Annotated in this window: 20 protein-coding genes; 14 read left to right on the forward strand and 6 right to left on the reverse strand. The window is 59.1% G+C overall.

What is annotated here, in order from left to right:
* Positions 1-66 precede the first annotated feature (66 nt).
* The 14 genes from ABLU50_RS20190 to leuA all read left to right on the forward strand — a co-directional run bounded on the left by ABLU50_RS20190 (position 67) and on the right by leuA (position 14657).
* Positions 67-498 (forward strand): carboxymuconolactone decarboxylase family protein, encoded by a 432-nt coding sequence (locus tag ABLU50_RS20190; RefSeq protein ID WP_004205714.1) that lies wholly within the window; start codon positions 67-69, stop codon positions 496-498.
* Positions 499-681: 183 nt separating this feature from the next.
* Positions 682-927 (forward strand): glutaredoxin-like protein NrdH, encoded by a 246-nt coding sequence (nrdH, locus tag ABLU50_RS20195; RefSeq protein WP_004205709.1) that lies wholly within the window; start codon positions 682-684, stop codon positions 925-927.
* Positions 924-1334, forward strand: coding sequence for a class Ib ribonucleoside-diphosphate reductase assembly flavoprotein NrdI (nrdI, locus tag ABLU50_RS20200; RefSeq protein ID WP_087832486.1), 411 nt, complete (start codon positions 924-926; stop codon positions 1332-1334). The genes nrdH and nrdI overlap by 4 nt, the downstream gene beginning before the upstream one ends.
* A complete protein-coding gene (nrdE, locus tag ABLU50_RS20205; RefSeq protein WP_087832487.1) occupies positions 1307-3448 on the forward strand; it encodes a class 1b ribonucleoside-diphosphate reductase subunit alpha in 2142 nt (713 codons plus the stop codon). Before nrdI ends, nrdE begins: the two co-directional genes overlap by 28 nt.
* Before the next feature lie 10 nt (positions 3449-3458).
* Complete coding sequence (gene nrdF, locus ABLU50_RS20210) at positions 3459-4421, forward strand: class 1b ribonucleoside-diphosphate reductase subunit beta (RefSeq protein ID WP_004205704.1); 963 nt, start codon at positions 3459-3461, stop codon at positions 4419-4421.
* A gap of 357 nt (positions 4422-4778) precedes the next feature.
* Entirely contained in the window at positions 4779-5981 is a 1203-nt protein-coding gene (gene proV / locus ABLU50_RS20215) for a glycine betaine/L-proline ABC transporter ATP-binding protein ProV (RefSeq protein ID WP_002914328.1), read from the forward strand.
* A complete protein-coding gene (proW, locus tag ABLU50_RS20220; protein WP_087832488.1) occupies positions 5974-7041 on the forward strand; it encodes a glycine betaine/L-proline ABC transporter permease ProW in 1068 nt (355 codons plus the stop codon). The genes proV and proW overlap by 8 nt, the downstream gene beginning before the upstream one ends.
* Before the next feature lie 78 nt (positions 7042-7119).
* A complete protein-coding gene (gene proX, locus ABLU50_RS20225; protein ID WP_023290755.1) occupies positions 7120-8118 on the forward strand; it encodes a glycine betaine/L-proline ABC transporter substrate-binding protein ProX in 999 nt (332 codons plus the stop codon).
* 181 nt (positions 8119-8299) lie between these two features.
* Complete coding sequence (locus tag ABLU50_RS20230; protein ID WP_004205700.1) at positions 8300-9046, forward strand: AzlC family ABC transporter permease; 747 nt, start codon at positions 8300-8302, stop codon at positions 9044-9046.
* Positions 9036-9371: an L-valine transporter subunit YgaH gene (gene ygaH / locus ABLU50_RS20235; protein ID WP_004205699.1), complete on the forward strand. Its 336-nt coding sequence runs from the start codon at positions 9036-9038 to the stop codon at positions 9369-9371. Before ABLU50_RS20230 ends, ygaH begins: the two co-directional genes overlap by 11 nt.
* A 90-nt stretch (positions 9372-9461) precedes the next feature.
* Positions 9462-9992 (forward strand): transcriptional repressor MprA, encoded by a 531-nt coding sequence (gene mprA, locus ABLU50_RS20240; protein WP_002914337.1) that lies wholly within the window; start codon positions 9462-9464, stop codon positions 9990-9992.
* 125 nt (positions 9993-10117) lie between these two features.
* A complete protein-coding gene (emrA, locus tag ABLU50_RS20245) occupies positions 10118-11290 on the forward strand; it encodes a multidrug efflux MFS transporter periplasmic adaptor subunit EmrA (RefSeq protein ID WP_004205697.1) in 1173 nt (390 codons plus the stop codon).
* 15 nt (positions 11291-11305) lie between these two features.
* Positions 11306-12844 (forward strand): multidrug efflux MFS transporter permease subunit EmrB, encoded by a 1539-nt coding sequence (gene emrB / locus ABLU50_RS20250; RefSeq protein ID WP_002914342.1) that lies wholly within the window; start codon positions 11306-11308, stop codon positions 12842-12844.
* 136 nt (positions 12845-12980) lie between these two features.
* Positions 12981-14657: a 2-isopropylmalate synthase gene (gene leuA / locus ABLU50_RS20255; protein ID WP_087832489.1), complete on the forward strand. Its 1677-nt coding sequence runs from the start codon at positions 12981-12983 to the stop codon at positions 14655-14657.
* On the opposite strand, the gene ABLU50_RS20260 is transcribed toward leuA, so the two are convergent.
* From ABLU50_RS20260 to ABLU50_RS20285, 6 genes are all read right to left on the reverse strand, one after another.
* A complete protein-coding gene (locus tag ABLU50_RS20260) occupies positions 14636-15403 on the reverse strand; it encodes a helix-turn-helix transcriptional regulator (RefSeq protein ID WP_060656665.1) in 768 nt (255 codons plus the stop codon). The two genes, leuA and ABLU50_RS20260, sit on opposite strands and share 22 nt — an antisense overlap.
* Positions 15404-15455: 52 nt before the next feature.
* Positions 15456-15971 carry an S-ribosylhomocysteine lyase gene (gene luxS / locus ABLU50_RS20265; protein WP_004205694.1) on the reverse strand — a complete coding sequence of 172 codons (516 nt, stop codon included), beginning with the start codon at positions 15969-15971 and terminating at the stop codon, positions 15456-15458.
* Positions 15972-16136: 165 nt separating this feature from the next.
* Positions 16137-17693, reverse strand: coding sequence for a glutamate--cysteine ligase (gene gshA / locus ABLU50_RS20270; protein WP_004205693.1), 1557 nt, complete (start codon positions 17691-17693; stop codon positions 16137-16139).
* Positions 17694-17759: 66 nt separating this feature from the next.
* The gene (locus tag ABLU50_RS20275) at positions 17760-18188 is read right to left on the reverse strand and encodes a YqaA family protein (protein WP_023318976.1); all 429 of its coding nucleotides are present in this window, start codon (positions 18186-18188) and stop codon (positions 17760-17762) included.
* Entirely contained in the window at positions 18185-18751 is a 567-nt protein-coding gene (gene yqaB / locus ABLU50_RS20280; RefSeq protein ID WP_004205690.1) for a fructose-1-phosphate/6-phosphogluconate phosphatase, read from the reverse strand. Before yqaB ends, ABLU50_RS20275 begins: the two co-directional genes overlap by 4 nt.
* A gap of 125 nt (positions 18752-18876) precedes the next feature.
* Positions 18877-19191 carry a BON domain-containing protein gene (locus tag ABLU50_RS20285; RefSeq protein ID WP_004205689.1) on the reverse strand — a complete coding sequence of 105 codons (315 nt, stop codon included), beginning with the start codon at positions 19189-19191 and terminating at the stop codon, positions 18877-18879.
* Between the last annotated feature and the right edge of the window lie 409 nt (positions 19192-19600).

Genomic DNA, 19600 nt, shown 5'->3' on the forward strand with positions numbered 1-19600 from the left:
AATATGGCTATCTTTTGCAGTCCATTATAGTGCTATTTTGGCTGCCGTCTTAGAGAGGAGAACACCATGAGCCAATTACGTCAGCCATTCAGTGAACTAAGCCCGGAAGTCTATAAAGGGCTGGTGCAGGCCAGCCTCGCGCTGGAGAAAAGCGAGCTGGGCAGCGCCCTGGTGGAGCTGGTCTATTTACGCGTGTCGCAGATCAACGGCTGCGCCTTCTGCCTTGAGAAGCACAGCCAGGCGCTGCGCAAGGGCGGCATGGCGCAGAGCAAGCTGGATGCCCTGGCCGGCTGGCGGGTGAGCGACCATTTTACCCCTGCCGAACGCGCGGCACTGGCGTGGGCCGAGTCGGTCACCGACATCGCCGCCAGCCATGCGGAAGATGAGGTTTACCTGCCGCTGCGCGAACATTTTACCCCGCGTCAGATAAGCGATCTCACCTTCGCTATCAGCCTGATGAACGCCTTTAACCGCCTCGCCGTCGCCATGCGTCTGTAGTTTCGCGCAACCTTCCCCCTCCTCCGCCTGGCCATCCCGGCGGGGGAATTCTTTGCTAAAAACGCTATATATTGAGTGGTTGAAGTTTTAAATAACTACATCTAGTATTTCCTTATCGAATGGCCCACAACGTTCGACGCTACGTTTAGCGCCGTGCTGTTATCTTAAATGGAAATACGAATCATGCGCATTATTATTTACACTCGAAATGACTGCGTGCAGTGCCATGCCACCCGGCGAGCCATGGAGAGCCGGGGACTGGCCTTTGAAATGGTCAACGTCGACCAACAGCCGGATGCCGCCGACATCCTGCGCGAGCAGGGATTTCGCCAGCTGCCGGTGGTGATCGCCGGCGACCTGCGCTGGAGCGGCTTCCGCCCGGATATGATCAATCGCCTGCGTCCCTCCGTCGCGGCGGCCAGCGCATGAGCCTCATCGTCTACTTCTCCAGCCGTTCGGAGAACACCCATCGCTTTGTGCAGCGCCTGGGGCTGCCGGCGGTGCGCATCCCGCTAAACGAGCGTGAACATCTGCAGGTAGACGAGCCCTACATTCTCATCGTTCCCAGTTATGGCGGCGGCGGCAACGCCGGCGCCGTGCCGCGTCAGGCGATCCGCTTTTTAAACGACGTACATAACCGTCGACTGATCCGCGGGGTGATTGCCGCCGGCAATCGCAACTTTGGCGACGCCTGGGGGCGCGCCGGGGATGTCATCGCGCAGAAGTGCGCCGTGCCCTATCTCTACCGCTTCGAGCTGATGGGAACCCCCGACGATATCGATAACGTACGCAAAGGAGTCAGCGAATTTTGGCAACGACAACCGCAGAACGTATAACCGCCGCCGTGGATTTTCACGCCCTCAATGCGATGCTGAACTTATACGACAGCGAGGGCCGCATCCCGTTTGAGAAAGATCGCCAGGCGGTTGAGGCCTTTATGGCGACCCAGGTTCAGCCCAACACCCTCGCCTTTGCCAGCCAGGAGGATAAACTCAGCTGGCTCGTCCGCGAGGGCTATTACGATCCGCAAGTGCTGGCCGGCTATGACCGCGGGTTTGTGTTGGCGTTGTTCGACCATGCCCGGCGCGCCGCGTTTCGCTTCCAGACCTTCCTCGGGGCCTGGAAGTTCTACACCAGCTACGCGCTGAAGAGCTTTGATGGCAAACATTACCTCGAGGATTTCGCCGAACGCAGCGTAATGGTGGCCCTAACGCTGGCCCGGGGCGATGAACAGCAGGCGCGGCAGCTGACGGAGGAGATACTCAGCGGCCGCTTCCAGCCGGCTACCCCCACCTTCCTCAACGCCGGTAAACAGCAGCGCGGGGAGCTGATCTCCTGCTTCCTGCTGCGCATTGAGGATAATATGGAGTCCATCGGCCGGGCGGTGAACTCGGCGCTGCAGCTGTCGAAGCGCGGCGGCGGCGTGGCCTTTTTACTCTCTAACCTGCGCGAGGCCGGGGCGCCGATCAAGCGCATCGAAAACCAGTCCTCCGGCGTGGTGCCGGTGATGAAGATGCTGGAGGATGCCTTCTCCTATGCCAACCAGCTCGGTGCCCGCCAGGGGGCGGGGGCGGTCTGGCTGCACGCGCACCATCCGGATATTTTGCGCTTCCTTGATACCCGGCGTGAAAATGCCGATGAGAAAATCCGCATCAAAACCTTGTCGCTGGGGGTGGTGATCCCTGATATCACTTTCCAGCTGGCGAAAGAAGACGCGCAGATGGCGCTGTTCTCGCCGTATGATGTCGAACGGCTCTACGGCAAACCCTTCGCCGACTGCGCCATCGGCGACCTCTATCCGCAGCTGGTGGCCGACGAGCGGGTGGGCAAACGCTGGATCCGCGCCCGCGACCTGTTCCAGCGCCTGGCGGAGATCCAGTTTGAATCCGGCTACCCGTACATCATGTTTGAAGACACCGTGAACCGCGCCAGTCCAGTGGCCGGGCGGGTCACCATGAGCAATCTGTGTTCCGAGATCCTGCAGGTCAGTACGCCGTCCGCCTATAATGAAGACCTCAGCTATGCCCATATCGGGGATGATATCTCCTGCAACCTCGGCTCGCTGAATATCGCCCATACCATGGACTCGCCGGATTTCGGCCGCACAATCGCCACCGCGGTGCGCGCCCTGACCGCCGTGTCCGACATGAGCCACATTCAGTCGGTCCCTTCCGTGGCGGCCGGCAACGCGGCCTCCCACGCCATCGGCCTGGGGCAGATGAATCTGCACGGTTACCTGGCGCGGGAAGGCATTGCCTACGGCAGCCCGGAGGGGCTGGACTTCACCAATATCTACTTTTACACCGTGACCTGGCACGCGCTGCACACCTCGATGCTGTTGGCTCGCGAGCGCGGTCAGCGCTTCGCCGGCTTCGAGCAGTCGCGCTACGCCAGCGGGGAGTACTTCGACAAATATCTACATGAGGAGTGGCAGCCGAAAACCGCACGGGTCCGCGCGCTGTTCGCCCGCGCCGGCATCTCCCTGCCCGACCGGGAAAGCTGGCGCCAGCTGCGCGACGACGTCATGCGCTATGGCATTTACAACCGCTATCTGCAGGCGGTGCCGCCCACCGGCTCGATCTCGTACATCAACCATGCCACCTCCAGCATTCACCCGATCGTCTCGAAGATTGAGATCCGCAAAGAGGGGAAAACCGGACGGGTGTACTACCCCGCGCCGTTTATGAATAACGACAATCTGGCCCTCTATCAGGATGCCTACGAGATAGGGCCCCAGAAAATCATCGACACCTACGCCGAGGCGACGCGCCACGTCGATCAGGGGCTGTCGCTGACCCTGTTCTTCCCCGATACCGCCACCACCCGCGATATCAACAAGGCGCAGATCTACGCCTGGAAGAAAGGCATTAAGACGCTCTACTACATCCGACTGCGCCAGCTGGCGCTGGAAGGCACTGAAATTGAAGGCTGCGTGTCCTGCGCGCTGTAAGGAGATCAGGATGACCCATTTAACGCGCGTCAGCGCGATCAACTGGAACCGCATCGATGACGATAAAGATCTGGAGGTGTGGAACCGTCTCACCAGCAACTTCTGGCTGCCGGAGAAAGTGCCGCTGTCGAACGACATTCCCGCCTGGCAAACCCTCAGCGCGGCGGAGCAGCAGTTGACCATTCGCGTTTTTACCGGGCTGACCCTGCTCGACACCATTCAGAACACCATCGGCGCGCCGGCGCTGATGGCGGACGCCCTGACCCCGCATGAGGAGGCGGTGCTGTCGAACATCAGCTTTATGGAAGCGGTTCATGCTCGCTCTTACAGCTCCATCTTTTCCACGCTGTGCCACAGCAAGGAGGTGGATGCCGCCTTCGCCTGGAGCGAAAGCTGTGAGCCCCTGCAGCGCAAGGCGCAGCTGATGCTGGGCTACTATCAGGCCGACGAGCCGCTGAAGAAAAAAATCGCCAGCGTGTTCCTCGAATCCTTTCTCTTCTACTCCGGCTTCTGGCTGCCGATGTACTTCTCCAGCCGGGGAAAACTGACCAACACCGCGGATCTGATCCGCCTGATCATTCGCGATGAAGCGGTGCATGGCTATTACATCGGCTACAAATATCAGAAAGGACTGGAGATCGTCAGCCCCGGCAAGCGCGAAGAATTGAAAAATTTCGCCCTCGATCTGCTGATGGATCTTTACGACAACGAGCTGGCCTACAGCCGGGAACTGTACGGCGAGAGCGGCTGGTTCGACGACGTTAGCGCTTTCCTGTGCTACAACGCCAACAAAGCGCTGATGAACCTCGGCTACGAGGCGCTGTTCCCGGCGGAGATGGCGGCGGTTAATCCAGCGATCCTCGCGGCGCTGTCGCCCAACGCCGATGAAAACCACGACTTTTTCTCCGGTTCTGGCTCCTCCTACGTGATAGGAAAAATGGAAGAGACCGCCGACGACGACTGGGACTTTTAACCGTACTTTCACCAGGAATATCGCGACCGAATTCCTGGTGATCTATTTCGCAGAAAAGTGGGTTCATCTGTCAAATATTCTCTCCATGGCCTAACCGTCATCATCCCGTCATATTTAGCAGAAAACTGGTCTATTTCAGTCGAATTATCCAGAGATAATCAAAAAATATTACCCACAACAAATTACCGCTCAGCCCTTATATCACGGGGGCTGCGCCGCCATGTCCCTCACTCCATTTTGCCGAGAGTTTGTCATTAAGGGTTGTCACAGAATCTGAGTATGTTAGGGTGTAAAAAGATCATAATCACCATTGGGTACCGTATCGCAATAAACAAATAACAGGAACTTCTCTATTGCATGGCAATTAAATTAGAAATTAAAAATCTTTATAAGATATTTGGCGAGCACCCTCACCGTGCTTTCAAATATATTGAGAAAGGACTCAACAAAGCGCAAATACTGGAAAAAACGGGGCTGTCGCTTGGCGTCAAAGACGCCAGTCTGGCCATTGAAGAAGGCGAGATATTCGTCATCATGGGGCTCTCTGGTTCGGGGAAATCCACCATGGTTCGCCTTCTCAATCGCCTGATTGAACCCACCCGCGGCCAGGTGCTGATTGACGGGGTCGATATCGCGAAAATGTCGGACGCCGAGCTGCGCGAGGTGCGTCGTAAAAAAATTGCGATGGTTTTTCAATCCTTTGCACTGATGCCGCACATGAGCGTGCTCGACAACACGGCGTTTGGCATGGCGCTTGCCGGCGTCCCGGCCGCTGAGCGAGAGCAAAAAGCGCGGGAAGCGCTGCGGCAGGTGGGGCTGGAGAATTATGCCCACGCCTGGCCGGATGAACTCTCCGGCGGGATGCGTCAGCGCGTCGGTTTAGCCCGCGCCCTGGCGATTAATCCCGATATTCTGTTAATGGATGAAGCCTTCTCCGCGCTCGATCCGCTCATTCGCACCGAAATGCAGGATGAGCTGATCAAATTACAGGCTAAGCATCAGCGTACCATTGTCTTTATTTCCCATGACCTTGATGAAGCCATGCGAATTGGCGATCGTATCGCCATTATGCAAAATGGCGAAGTGGTCCAGGTCGGTACTCCGGATGAAATATTGAATAATCCGGCCAATGATTATGTCCGCACCTTCTTCCGCGGCGTCGATATTAGCCAGGTCTTCAGCGCCAAAGATATTGCCCGTCGTAGTCCGGTCGGCCTGATTCGTAAAACGCCAGGTTTTGGCCCCCGCTCAGCGCTGAAATTATTACAGGATGAAGACCGGGAATATGGCTATGTCATCGAGCGTGGTAATCGCTTTGTCGGGATTGTGTCGATCGATTCTCTGAAAACCGCGCTCAGCGCCGGCCAGGGGATCGAGGCGGCGCTGATTGACGCCCCGCTGGCGGTGGAGGCGCAAACGCCGCTCAGCGATCTGCTCTCCCACGTCGGCCACGCCCCGTGCGCCGTCCCGGTGGTGGATGAAGAACAACAATATATTGGCATCATTTCCAAACGAATGTTGCTCCAGGCTTTAGATCGCGAGGGGGTGAATCATGGCTGATCAAACCAATCCGTGGGACAGCGCCCCGGCAACCGACGGCGCCGCCCAGGCTGCAGACGCCTGGGGTGGCGCTTCTACTGCCGCGCCGACCAATGGCGGTGGCGCCGACTGGCTGCACAGCGCCCCGGCGCCGCAGCCGGAACAGTTCAATATCATGGATCCGTTCCATAAGACCCTGATCCCGCTCGACAGCTGGGTGACTCACGCCATCGACTGGATCGTGCTGCACTTCCGCCCGTTGTTCCAGGGGATCCGCGTGCCGATCGACTACATTCTCAGCGCCTTTCAGCAGCTGCTGTTGGGAATGCCGGCGCCGGTGGCGATTATCGCCTTCGCGCTGATCGCCTGGCAGATCTCCAGCCTCGGCATGGGGGTCGCCACCCTGGTATCGCTGATTGCCATTGGCGCCATCGGCGCGTGGTCGCAGGCGATGGTCACCCTGGCGCTGGTCCTCACCGCCCTGCTGTTCTGCATGATCATCGGCCTGCCGCTGGGGATCTGGCTGGCGCGCAGTCCGCGGGCGGCGAAAATTATCCGCCCGCTGCTGGATGCCATGCAGACCACGCCGGCCTTCGTCTACCTGGTGCCGATCGTGATGCTGTTCGGCATCGGCAACGTGCCCGGCGTGGTGGTGACGATTATCTTCGCCCTGCCGCCCATCGTCCGTCTGACCATCCTCGGGATAAACCAGGTGCCTGCGGATCTGATCGAAGCGTCGCGCTCATTTGGCGCCAGCCCGCGCCAGCTGCTGTTTAAAGTTCAGCTGCCGCTGGCGATGCCCACCATTATGGCCGGGGTTAACCAGACGCTGATGCTGGCCCTGTCGATGGTGGTGATCGCCTCGATGATCGCCGTCGGCGGTCTTGGCCAGATGGTGCTGCGCGGCATTGGTCGCCTGGATATGGGCCTGGCCACCGTCGGCGGCGTCGGGATCGTGATCCTGGCGATTATTCTTGACCGCCTTACCCAGGCCGTCGGCCGCGACGCCCGCAGTCGCGGCAACCGCCGCTGGTATACCACCGGCCCGCTGGGGCTTCTCACTCGCCCTTTCTGTCGATAAGTCGATAACAGCGCCGCTCCCCAGCACCAGCCGATGCCGGGGGGCCGCCCTTCCCGTTAAACAATAAGAGGAACCACCATGCGACATAGCACGATGATGGCCACCGCCGCCTTTGCCACCCTGATCGCCACCAGCGCCTTCGCCGCCGACCTGCCGGGCAAAGGCATTACCGTCAAGCCGGCCCAGAGCACCATCTCCGAAGAGAGCTTCCAGACCCTGCTGGTCAGCCGCGCGCTGGAGAAGCTTGGCTACACCGTCGAGAAACCGAGCGAAGTGGACTATAACGTTGCCTATACCTCTATTGCCGCTGGGGATACCACCTTCATCGCCACCAACTGGCAGCCGCTGCACGATGACATGTACGCCGCGGCGGGCGGTGATAACAAATTCTACCGCAAGGGGGTATACGTCTCAGGCGCCGCCCAGGGCTATCTGATCGACAAAAAAACCGCCGAGCAGTACCACATCACCTCCATCGATCAGCTCAAAGATCCGCAGATCGCCAAACTGTTTGATACCAACAACGACGGTAAAGCGGACCTCACCGGCTGCACCCCTGGCTGGGGCTGCGAAGCGGTGATTAACCACCAGATTGACGCCTATGGCCTGAGCAAAACCGTCACCCATAACCAGGGCAACTACGCGGCGATGATGGCCGACACCATCGCCCGTTATAAAGAGGGTAAACCGGTGCTCTACTACACCTGGACGCCGTACTGGGTTAGCGACGTGCTGAAGCCTGGCAAAGACGTCGTCTGGCTGCAGGTGCCGTTCTCCTCCCTGCCGGGCGAGCAGAAAAACATCGATACCAAACTGGCCAATGGCGCCAACTATGGATTCCCGGTCAACACCATGCACATTGTCGCCAACAAAGCCTGGGCGGAGAAAAACCCGGCCGCCGCCACTCTGTTTAGCGTCATGAAGCTGCCGATCGCCGACATCAATGCCGAGAATGCGATGATGCACGAAGGCCATGCTTCTGAAGCCGACATTAACGGTCATGTTGATGGCTGGATCAAGGCCCACCAGCCGCTGTTCGACAGCTGGGTGAAAGCCGCCCTCGCCGCGCAGCAGTAACCCGCTCCCGGATAAGGCCCGACGCCTTATCCGGGCCCCCTTCCCCGCCTTTCATCCCGTCTGGGTCAGGGAAAAGCGGATTGCGGGCATTTTCATAGTGTTAAGGCGCGTCGCGCTCTGTTAAGGTGGGGACATCGGTCAATTTGCCACCTTCACATGGATCCAGCGATAAGTTATTCATATGGAAAACCCCGCGCCCTTAACCTGTGCCTTATCTGAACGTGTCGCCACCGTCGGCGAAGGCATTAAAGACAGTCTCCCCATCGTCATCAGCTACCTTCCGGTGGCATTCGCCTTCGGACTCAATGCCACCCGGCTGGGTTTCACCCCGCTGGAAAGCCTGTTTTTCTCCTGCATTATTTACGCCGGCGCCAGCCAGTTTGTGATCACCGCCATGCTGGCCGCCGGCAGTTCGCTGTGGGTCGCCGCCCTGACGGTGATGGCGATGGACGTACGCCACGTGCTGTATGGCCCCTCGCTGCGCAGCCGCATCCATACCGCGCTGAACAAAAAGAAAACCGCCCTCTGGGCCTTCGGCCTGACCGATGAGGTTTTCGCCGCCGCCACCGCCAGGCTGGTTCGCGACAACCGCCGCTGGAGCGAAAACTGGATGCTCGGTCTCGCGTTCACCTCGTGGGCATCCTGGGTGTGCGGCACGCTGGCCGGCGCCTGGTCCGGCAACGGTTTGCTGGTGGACTATCCGGCGGTGGAAGCCGCGCTCGGCTTTATGCTGCCGGCGCTGTTTATGAGCTTCCTGCTGGCCTCTTTCCAGCGCCAGCAATCCCTGTGCGTCACCGCGGCGCTGGCGGGCGCCCTGGGCGGCATTCTGTTATTTTCCATTCCGGCGGCGATTCTTGCCGGAATTGTCTGCGGGTGTCTGACGGCGCTGGTCCAGGCCATGCTGAAGGGGATGCCGGATGAACAGTGAGGTCCTTCTGCTCGGGGTGATTGTCGGCGGCGTGAACTATCTGTTTCGCTATCTTCCCCTGCGTCTGCGCGCGGGCCATGCCCGGCCTGCCCGCCGTGGCCCGGTCAGCGTGCTGCTGGATACCATCGGTATCGCCTCGATTTGCGCGCTGCTGGTGGTCTCCAGCGTGCCGGAGATCCTCGCCGATGCCCATCGTCTGGCGCCGACGCTGATCGGCTTCCTGGTGCTGGGGGGCGCCTTCTGGAAAACCCGCAGCATTATTATCCCGACCCTACTGTCGGCGTTGGCCTACGGTCTGGCCTGGAAAATCGCCAGCGGGCTCTAAGCTTTACGTATCAATTTTGGTCAATAATTCATTTGATTTATTTGTCACAATAGTTATTATATCGGCTGTAATTAATGAGGTCATACCCAAATGGATAGTTCGTTTACTCCCATTGAGCAAATGCTCAAGTTCCGCGCCAGCCGCCATGAAGATTTCCCGTTCCAGGAGATTCTGTTAACTCGTCTTTGCATGCATATGCAAGGTAAGCTGCTGGAAAATCGCAATAAAATGCTCAAAGCGCAGGGAATTAACGAGACATTATTTATGGCGCTGATTACGCTGGAGTCGCAGGAAAACCACAGCATTCAGCCGTCCGAGCTGAGCTGTGCGCTGGGCTCGTCGCGTACCAACGCCACCCGTATCGCTGATGAACTGGAAAAACGCGGCTGGATTGAACGCCGCGAGAGCGATAACGATCGTCGCTGTCTGCATCTGCAGCTGACCGAAAAGGGCCATCAGTTTTTGCGTGAAGTCCTGCCGCCGCAGCATAACTGCCTGCATCAGCTGTGGTCTTCACTCAGCACCAGCGAAAAAGATCAGCTCGAACATATTACCCGCAAACTCCTGAGCCGCCTTGACCAGATGGAAGAAGAAGGCGTGCTGGCGGACTCTCTACGCTAAGGGCGGCGTCGCTCAGCCCATTTTTACGTTGCAAGGAAAACAGCCAGGCCAGCAGATCTCTGCTGGCCTTTCTGATAAACAGGTCGGCTCAGCCGATGTGAAATAATAAGATCGTGGAGAATAACATGAGCGCAAATGCGGAGAGCCAAACCCCGCAGCAACCAGGCAGCAAAAAAGGGAAGCGTAAAGGCGCCCTTCTGTTGCTGACATTGCTCTTCATTATTATTGCCGTGGCATATGGGATTTACTGGTTTCTGGTACTGCGTCACTACGAAGAGACCGACGATGCCTACGTGGCAGGGAACCAGGTACAAATTATGGCCCAGGTCTCGGGCAGCGTGACCAAAGTCTGGGCTGACAACACGGACTACGTGCAGAAAGGCGATCCGCTGGTCACCCTCGATCAGACCGATGCCCAACAGGCGTTTGAGAAAGCCAAGACGCAGCTGGCCGCCAGCGTGCGTCAAACCCGTCAGCAGATGATCAACAGCAAGCAGCTGCAGGCGAATATTGACGTCAAAAAAACCGCCCTCGCCCAGGCGCAGGCTGACCTGAACCGCCGTATCCCGCTGGGCGCGGCGAACCTCATCGGCCGCGAAGAGCTGCAGCACGCCCGCGACACCGTCGCCAGCGCGCAGGCCGAGCTTGACGTGGCCATCCAGCAGTACAACGCCAACCAGGCGATCGTGCTGGGTACCAAACTCGAACAGCAGCCGGCGGTGCTGCAGGCGGCGACCGAAGTGCGTAACGCCTGGCTGGCCCTGCAGCGTACGCAGATCGTCAGCCCGATTAGCGGCTACGTTTCCCGTCGCTCGGTACAGCCTGGCGCGCAGATTGGCACCACCACGCCGCTGATGGCGGTGGTTCCGGCAACTAACCTGTGGATCGACGCTAACTTTAAAGAGACCCAGCTGGCGCATATGCGCATTGGCCAGCCGGCCACGGTGATCAGCGACATCTATGGCGATGACGTGAAATACACCGGCAAGGTGGTTGGTCTGGATATGGGGACCGGGAGCGCCTTCTCCCTGCTGCCGGCGCAGAACGCCACCGGTAACTGGATCAAAGTGGTACAGCGTCTGCCGGTCCGCATCGAACTGGATGAAAAACAGCTGGCGGAACACCCGCTGCGCATCGGCCTCTCGACGTTGGTAGAAGTTAACACCACCGATCGCGATGGCGAAATGCTGGCAAGCCAGGTGCGGAGCTCCCCGGTCTACGAGAGCAACGCCCGCGAAATCGCTCTCGATCCGGTCAATAAGCTGATAGACGAGATCATTCAGGCCAACGCCGGATAATTCGGGGTGAGTGTAATGCAACAGCAAAAACCGCTGGAAGGCGCGCAGCTGGTCATCATGACCATTGCGCTATCGCTCGCGACGTTCATGCAGGTGCTGGATTCCACTATCGCCAACGTGGCGATCCCGACCATCGCCGGTAACCTTGGCTCATCGCTGAGCCAGGGGACCTGGGTCATCACTTCGTTCGGGGTCGCTAACGCCATCTCCATTCCGATCACCGGATGGCTGGCCAAGCGCGTGGGCGAGGTGAAGCTGTTCCTGTGGTCCACCACCGCTTTCGCTATCGCCTCCTGGGCCTGCGGCGTCTCCAACAGCCTGACGATGCTGATCTTCTTCCGCGTCATTCAGGGTATTGTTGCCGGGCCGCTGATCCCGCTGTCGCAAAGTCTGTTGCTCAGCAACTATCCGCCGGCGAAACGCTCTATCGCCCTGGCGCTGTGGTCGATGACGGTGATCGTCGCTCCCATCTGCGGCCCGATCCTCGGCGGCTATATCAGCGATAACTACCACTGGGGATGGATCTTCTTTATCAACGTGCCCATTGGCGTGGCGGTGGTGCTGATGACCCTGCAGACCCTGCGCAACCGGGAAACCAAAACCGAACAGCGGCGTATCGACGGCGTCGGCCTGGCGCTGCTGATCATCGGTATCGGTAGTCTGCAGGTGATGCTGGACCGGGGCAAAGAGCTGGACTGGTTCTCCTCCAATGAAATTATCATTCTGACCATCGTGGCGGTGGTGGCGATAAGCTTCCTGATCGTCTGGGAGCTGACCGACGATAACCCGATTGTCGATCTGTCGCTGTTTAAGTCGCGCAACTTCACCATCGGCTGCCTCTGCATCAGCCTGGCCTACATGCTCTACTTCGGGGCCATCGTGCTGCTGCCGCAGCTGTTGCAGGAGGTATACGGCTACACTGCGACCTGGGCCGGCCTGGCGTCAGCGCCGGTGGGGGTGATCCCGGTCATTCTGTCGCCGATTATCGGCCGCTTTGCGCATAAGCTCGATATGCGGCGGCTGGTCACCTTCAGCTTTATCATGTACGCCGTCTGCTTCTACTGGCGCGCCTGGACCTTCGAACCGGGGATGGACTTTGGCGCCTCGGCGTGGCCGCAGTTTATCCAGGGCTTCGCGGTGGCCTGCTTCTTCATGCCGTTGACCACCATCACCCTTTCCGGCCTGCCGCCGGAGCGGCTGGCGGCGGCGTCGAGCTTGTCGAACTTCACCCGTACCCTTGCTGGCTCCATCGGGACCTCGATCACCACCACCCTGTGGACCAACCGCGAGGCGCTGCACCATGCGCAGCTCACCGAATCGGTGACGCCGTTCAACCCCAACGCGCAGCAGATCTACGATCAGCTGCAGGGGATGGGAATGACGCAGCAACAGGCGTCCGGCTGGATAGCACAGCAGATAACCAACCAGGGGCTGATTATCTCCGCCAACGAAATCTTCTGGATCTCAGCGGCCATTTTCATCCTGCTGTTGGGACTGGTGTGGTTCGCCAGACCCCCGTTCAGCGCCGGCGGCGGCGGCGGCGGCGCGCACTAAGCCTCACATTAAGGGACCTGCGGGTCCCTTTTTTACGCCTTCAGGTTGTCCAGTTCTCGCTAGTTTCTGTCTCGTTTGCGAAAGCCCGCCCGCCGGCGCTCGGGCAGGATAAAGGCTGACCATTAAGGAGAACACTATGCTGAGCCATCCTGCTGAAAAGTACCGACCCTATCCGCCGATCGCTCTTCCCGACCGCCGCTGGCCTGACCGGCAAATCAGCCACGCCCCACGCTGGCTGTCGACTGACCTGCGCGACGGCAACCAGGCGCTGGCCGAGCCCATGGACAGCGCCCGCAAACTGCAGTTCTGGGATCTGCTGCTGGAGTGCGGCTTTAAAGAGATTGAGGTCGCCTTCCCTTCCGCTTCACAAACCGACTTCAACTTTGTCCGCCAGCTGATTAACGAACAGCGCATCCCGGAGGATGTCACTATCCAGGTGCTGACCCAGGCGCGAGACCCGCTGATCCTGCGCACCTTTGAGGCGCTGCGCGGCGCCCGCCGGGCCACCGTCCACCTCTACAATGCCACCGCGCCGCTGTTCCGCGAGCTGGTTTTCGGCATGGACAAGGCCGAGGTGATCGCCCTCGCGACCCGCGCCACCCGGCTTATCCGTCAGCAGTGCGAACAGCAGCCGGAGACCCGCTGGCAATATGAATATTCGCCTGAAACCTTCTGCTTCACCGAGCCCGAGTTTGCGCTTGAGATTTGCGAAGCGGTGGCGGATGTCTGGCAGCCCTGCGCCGAGCGACCGATGATCGTCAATCTGCCGGCGACGGTGGAAGTCAACACCCCGAATGTCTATGCCGATCAGATCGAATATTTTTGCCGCCACTTCTCCCGCCGCGGCGAAGTCTGCATCAGCGTGCATCCGCACAATGACCGCGGCACCGGCGTCGCCAGCGCCGAGCTGGCGGTGATGGCCGGTGCCGACCGGGTGGAAGGCTGCCTGTTTGGCAACGGCGAACGCACCGGCAATGTCTGTCTGGTGACGCTGGCGATGAATCTCTACAGCCAGGGCATCGATCCTGAGCTTCGCTTCGAGCAGATGAACCGGGTGGTGGAAGTGGTGGAAAACTGCAATCAGATCCCCGTTCACCCGCGCCACCCGTGGGCGGGAAGTCTGGCTTACACCGCCTTCTCCGGCTCCCATCAGGATGCGATCAAAAAAGGATTTGATGCCCGTCAGCCTGGCGACCCGTGGCGGATGCCCTATCTGCCGATTGACCCGCAGGATATTGGCTGCAGCTATGAGGCGGTGATCCGCGTCAACAGCCAGTCGGGGAAAAGCGGCAGCGCCTGGCTTATCGAACAAAATCATGGCCTGAAGCTGCCCCGCGGGCTGCAGCAGGACTTCAGCCAGCACGTTCAGCAGGTCACCGATAGCGACGGCAAAGAGATGACCCACCATGCGCTGTGGCAGCTGTTCCGCACGCGCTACGGGCTGCAGACGCAGTCTGCGCTGACGCTGGTCGATTATCAGAGCGCCAGCCAGCAGAATGGCCAGCTTTCCCTGCAGGCAACGCTGCGTCACCACGGCGAAACCCGACGCCTGCAGGGCCAGGGCAACGGCCTGCTCTCCGCCGCAGCCAGCGGCCTCAGCGCGCTGTTTCGGCAACCGTTTATGATCAAGGACTATCATGAGCATACCCTCGGCGCGCGCAGCGACAGCCGGTCGGTGGCCTATATCCGCTGCGTTTTTCCGCAAGGAGAAAGCTACTGGGGCGTGGGTATCGATAATGACGTGGCGCGCGCCTCGCTGCAGGCGCTGTGCAATGCGCTCAGCGCCGCCGATCAGGCCGGGGGACGAAAATAGTCGCTGGGGGCGACGCCCATCACCCGACGAAACATGGCGCTGAAGGCGCTGTGGCTGCCGTAGCCCAGCTCCAGCGCCACCCGCAGCACGGAGTGGCCCTGCGCCAGGCGAATCAGCGCTTCCATTAGCTTCGCCCGGCGCACCCACTCGCGCCACGTCAGGCTAGTCTGCTGCTGAAAATGGCGGTTCAGGGTTCGCTCGCTCATGCTGCACGCCTTCGCCGCCTGGCTGCTGCTCCAGACCCCGCCCGGCGCCTCGCGCACCTGCTGGCACAGCCGGCGCAGCGTTTCGCTTTGCGGCTCCGGCAGGCCAAACGGCAGGATCGCCATCCCGCGGATCTCATCGAGGATCAGCTCATAAATCCGTTCGTCGCGGCTGGCGGGGGCATAACGCTCAGCCAGCGCCAGGGAGGAGACAATCAGTTCCCGCAGCAGGGGCGTGATCTGTACGATCTGGCAGCCCGCCGGAAGATCGGCGCGCGCCAGCGGATCGATAAACAGCGTTCGCGCCGCGACGTTACCGGTCATGCGCAGCGCGTGGGGCGTTCCCGCCGGCAGCCAGACGCCGCGCCCGGGCGGCACCACCCAGTAGCCTGCCGGCGTCGCCACCCGCACCACGCCGCTTAAAATATGCAGCAGCTGGGCGCAGTCATGCTGATGCCAGTCTTCCTGGTCACCGTGGGCATAATCATGGGCAAAGGGCACCAGCGGGCGGTGCTGAAAGGAGAAGGTGGTGGTCGTCGTCATGGCGGCGTCGGGAAAGCGGCCCGGCGACAGGCGTCGGGCCGCGGCGGAAGCACTAGATGTGCAGTTCCTGCAGTTTTTCTTTCGGCAACGCCAGTTCGTCGTTGCTGTTGATGCGCACATCGCGCTCGATGATATGACGAGCGATCTCCTGCGCCTCTTCCAGCGAGTGCATGGTGTAGGTCCCGCACTGGTAGACGTTCAGCTCCGGGATCTGGTTCTGATCTTTCACCTTCAGCACGTCGGCCATCGCCGCTTTCCAGGCGTCGGCGACGCGCTGCTCGTCCGGCGTACCAATCAGGCTCATATAGAACCCGGTGCGGCAGCCCATCGGCGAAATGTCGATAATTTCCACGCCATTCCCGTTAAGGTGATCGCGCATAAAGCCGGCGAACAGGTGCTCGAGGGTGTGGATACCGCGCTCCGGCATCACTTCCTGGTTCGGCACGCAGAAGCGCAGATCGAATACGGTGATTTCATCGCCATGCGGCGTGTTCATTTTCTTCGCGACACGCACCGCTGGGGCTTCCATTCGGGTATGGTCGACTGTGAAACTATCTAACAACGGCATTCGTCACCTCCGGGAGTGAATTTTTTTAAAATAAAATGAACTCTTTGTTCAGCCGCGAGTCTCAGTATATGAAAGACGCGCATTTATTATCATCATCATCCCTGAATCAGAGATGAAAGTTTGGCCACAGTGATGTGGCCTTTTTCTTTTCCAGCGCTTCGACCGCTACGCGTGCCGCGCCAACAGCGCCTCAAACGGCTCGCTGTCTTCCGCTTCGATTTTCTTCTGTCGCGCCACCGACGCGTCACGCTCGGCGATGAAATCTTCTTCGCTCAGGATCTCCAGCGGCTCTTCACGCAGCTGGGTCCGGTAACGATCGGCCAGCGCGCGGCCGGTTCCACCAATCCCTTCTTCAATCATAGAACGCAGAATGCGGGCTGAGAAGGTTAATTCCGGATCGTCAAAACAGGCCAGCAGCTCATCGCAGACCTGTTGATAGGCCTCGCCGCCGTGAATGCTGTCCAGCGTCTGCGCTACACGGCGTAAATCGCGGAACAGATCTTTACCCACCTGCGCTAGCGGGAACTGCGCGCTTTCGCAGCCGATGCCCAACGTTAAGCCCGGCTTCCGGCCTTCCAGAATCACCCGGTTCCAGTTGGTGCGGGTGCACAGCAGCTCATCGCTGCTCATCTCCGGCGCGTCGGCCAGCGCGCACCAAACCATAAACAGATCGAGGAAACGCACTTGCTGGGCGTCAACGCCGATCGGCGAGAACGGATTGATATCCAGCGAACGCACTTCAATGTACTCAATGCCGCCGCGCAGCAGCGCATCGGACGGGGTTTCGCCCCGACGAGTGACGCGTTTCGGGCGGATCGGCGCATAGAGTTCGTTTTCAATCTGCAGGATATTGCTGTTGATCTGCAGATACTTACCGTCTTTTTCCAGCCCGATTTTGGCGTACTCTTCCGACGGCGTTTTAATCGCGCGCTTCAATCCTGCCACATACTCGTGCAGATCGTTAAACGTAATTCCGAGATTGCTTTGCGACTTATTGGTATAACCAAGGTCGCTGAGGCGCAGCGAGGTGGCGTACGGCAAGTAATACATGCCGTTGCCCGTCTCCTCAAAGGGCAGCGTCGTCGGCTTTCCTTGCAGGAACGAAGCGCAAATCGCCGGCGAGGCGCCGAACAGATAGGGGATCACCCAGCCAAAGCGATAGTAGTTACGAATTGAGCGGAAATAGCCCGCCGAAATGGCCTCTTTACCACTCTCAGCGTCTTCCACACCACATTTAGCCTGCCAGAAGGCCATCGGTAGGGAGAAGTTATAGTGCACGCCGGAGATAGTCTGCATCAGCGCGCCATAGCGGTTCTTCAGCCCCTCGCGATATAGCGTTTTCAGGCGCCCCACGTTAGAGGTGCCGTACTGCGCCAGCTCAATATCCTGACCGGGGGCGATATAGCATGGCATACTCAGCGGCCACATCCGCTCGTCGCCAAGCTGACGCGCGGTATAGCGATGGACATCGCGCATAAAGGTCAGCATATGCTCAATATCGCCATCTACTGGCGTAATGAACTCAAGTAAAGCTTCGGCAAAATCGGTGGTAATCCATTTATGCGTCAGCGCTGAGCCTAACGCCGGAGGGTGACCGGTCGTTGCAAGGGTGCCGTCTGCGTTCACGCGCAGCGTTTCCCGCTCCAGACCACGTTGAATACCCTGCAGAGCCTGCGGATGTTTTTCCAGCCAGGCCAGCGCCTGTGATACGTCCGGGATCAATTTGACCTCCCGCCTGTCGAAATCGTTTGAATAAGCATAATTGTAATGGATGAACTGTCAGTCCAATTAGTGCCACCACGTCATGCCCTGAAGCGTCGCTGCCGCAATAGCGATATAGCGCAGCGCCTTACCAAGGCATAAGAAAAAGAGTACCGGTCCCCAGGAAATGCGCATCCATCCCGCCAGCAAACACAGTAAATCGCCGACAACCGGCGCCCAGCTCAGTAAGAGCGTGACCGCACCGTAGCGCTTAAGCCAGCCGGCCGCCCGCTCCTGCCAGCGCGAGGTTTTGCGCAGCGGAAACAGGCGCCCCAGAATAACGTTAGTTACCCCTCCAAGGCTATTGCCGATTGTTGCTATTAATACTAACCACCACGGATGACTGACCCCCGCAAGTAGCATAGCCACCAGCACAACCTCCGAATTGCCGGGAAGTAGCGTGGCGCTTAAAAAGCTACTGGCAAACAGCGAGAGGAGTGACAGCGCATCGCTCACAGCAAACGCACGTCTACAGCGTCCATTCCCGCGCGCTTCGCCGCCTGCAGACCAAAATCGGCATCTTCGAAGACCACGCATTTTTCCGGCGCGACGCCCATGCGCTCGGCGCACAGCAGGAAGGTATCGGGCGCGGGTTTATGGTTGACCACATGATCGGCCGCCACCACCGCGGAGAAGTAATGACGCAGGCCCAGGTGCGCCAGCAGCGCTTCGGCGACGGCGCTTTCGCTACCGGTGCCGACCGACATCGGGCGACGGCCGTGCCACGCCTTGACCACCTCGATCAGCGGCAATGGACGTACGCTATCCAGCAGCATCGCCTTAACGGCCAGGGTTTTTTCCTGCGCCAGGCGATGTGGATCGAGATCCGCCTGGTTGAGTTCAATAATCGCCTGGGCAATCCGCCAGGTCGGTGAGCCATTGAGGGCAACCATCGCCTGTTCGTCGAAACGCATACCGTAGCGGCCCAGCACCTCATTCCATGCCTGACGATGGGTCGGCTCGGTATCGAGGATAGTGCCATCCATATCAAAGATCAGTCCTGCGTAACCTTCGTACATCGTCTTCTCACCAACCGGTTAATGAATGGTTACTGTAACGCAAAAGCCGGTCGTTGTCGCGGCCAGCGGCGCAGACGACAAAGGCGCCCACAGGCGCCTTCAGGCATCAGACCGTATAGGCGGCCTTATTTAATACGCAGATCGTTTTCGACCATTCGCACGCCCTGCACCCGACGGGTGACTTCCACCGCCCGTTTAGCGCTTTCCGCGGAGGAGACAAATCCACTCAGTTGGACGCGGCCTTTAAAGGTCTGGACGCTGATTTCAGAGGACTTGATGTCTTTATCGTTAAAGAGCGCCGTTTTCACCTTGGTGGTCACCACGGTATCGTCAATATAGCCGCCCGTACTCTCCTTTGTAGCCGATCCCGCACAGCCAGCGAGGGCAGTCGCCACCAGCAGCGTTGCGCAAAAAGCAGGTATTGCTTTGAACCATTTCATGAATTTCTCTCCTTGCATTTATCTCAGCCTGATAACGCTGATATACAAGGATAAATTATAGTGGAAAGCGCGGCTTGCCAATAAAAAAGTCAGGATGAAACTGGCGATGGAAAACGCGGTTATCGGGATGGTGAGAGAAGAGTGAAGATGATGCATTCAGAACGGGTGCTGCGATAATTTCGCAGCCTATGTAACAACATCGTCGTTGTTACTGAGGAGAATATGGTACATCCGGGAGGATGATTCGGCTTCGCCTCACCCTTCGGGCCGTTGCTTACGCAACGTTATCCTCCCTGGTGCTGGCGATGATTTCGCAGACCATAAAACAACATCGTCGCTGTTATTAAGGAGAATATGGTGCATCCGGGAGGATTCGAACCTCCGACCGCTCGGTTCGTAGCCGAGTACT

Source organism: Klebsiella sp. GG_Kp173 (assembly GCF_040062415.1).
GTDB classification, from domain to species: Bacteria; Pseudomonadota; Gammaproteobacteria; order Enterobacterales; family Enterobacteriaceae; genus Klebsiella; species Klebsiella quasipneumoniae.

Bases quoted from the DNA above. Each gene is read 5' to 3' on its own strand.
- ABLU50_RS20190 (WP_004205714.1), top strand. From the start codon at position 67: ATGAGCCAATTACGTCAGCCATTCAGTGAACTAAGCCCGGAAGTCTAT.
- nrdH (WP_004205709.1), top strand. From the start codon at position 682: ATGCGCATTATTATTTACACTCGAAATGACTGCGTGCAGTGCCATGCC.
- nrdI (WP_087832486.1), top strand. From the start codon at position 924: ATGAGCCTCATCGTCTACTTCTCCAGCCGTTCGGAGAACACCCATCGC.
- nrdF (WP_004205704.1), top strand. From the start codon at position 3,459: ATGACCCATTTAACGCGCGTCAGCGCGATCAACTGGAACCGCATCGAT.
- proV (WP_002914328.1), top strand. From the start codon at position 4,779: ATGGCAATTAAATTAGAAATTAAAAATCTTTATAAGATATTTGGCGAG.
- proW (WP_087832488.1), top strand. From the start codon at position 5,974: ATGGCTGATCAAACCAATCCGTGGGACAGCGCCCCGGCAACCGACGGC.
- proX (WP_023290755.1), top strand. From the start codon at position 7,120: ATGCGACATAGCACGATGATGGCCACCGCCGCCTTTGCCACCCTGATC.
- ABLU50_RS20230 (WP_004205700.1), top strand. From the start codon at position 8,300: ATGGAAAACCCCGCGCCCTTAACCTGTGCCTTATCTGAACGTGTCGCC.
- ygaH (WP_004205699.1), top strand. From the start codon at position 9,036: ATGAACAGTGAGGTCCTTCTGCTCGGGGTGATTGTCGGCGGCGTGAAC.
- mprA (WP_002914337.1), top strand. From the start codon at position 9,462: ATGGATAGTTCGTTTACTCCCATTGAGCAAATGCTCAAGTTCCGCGCC.
- emrA (WP_004205697.1), top strand. From the start codon at position 10,118: ATGAGCGCAAATGCGGAGAGCCAAACCCCGCAGCAACCAGGCAGCAAA.
- emrB (WP_002914342.1), top strand. From the start codon at position 11,306: ATGCAACAGCAAAAACCGCTGGAAGGCGCGCAGCTGGTCATCATGACC.
- leuA (WP_087832489.1), top strand. From the start codon at position 12,981: ATGCTGAGCCATCCTGCTGAAAAGTACCGACCCTATCCGCCGATCGCT.
- ABLU50_RS20260 (WP_060656665.1), bottom strand. From the start codon at position 15,403: ATGACGACGACCACCACCTTCTCCTTTCAGCACCGCCCGCTGGTGCCC.
- luxS (WP_004205694.1), bottom strand. From the start codon at position 15,971: ATGCCGTTGTTAGATAGTTTCACAGTCGACCATACCCGAATGGAAGCC.
- yqaB (WP_004205690.1), bottom strand. From the start codon at position 18,751: ATGTACGAAGGTTACGCAGGACTGATCTTTGATATGGATGGCACTATC.
- ABLU50_RS20285 (WP_004205689.1), bottom strand. From the start codon at position 19,191: ATGAAATGGTTCAAAGCAATACCTGCTTTTTGCGCAACGCTGCTGGTG.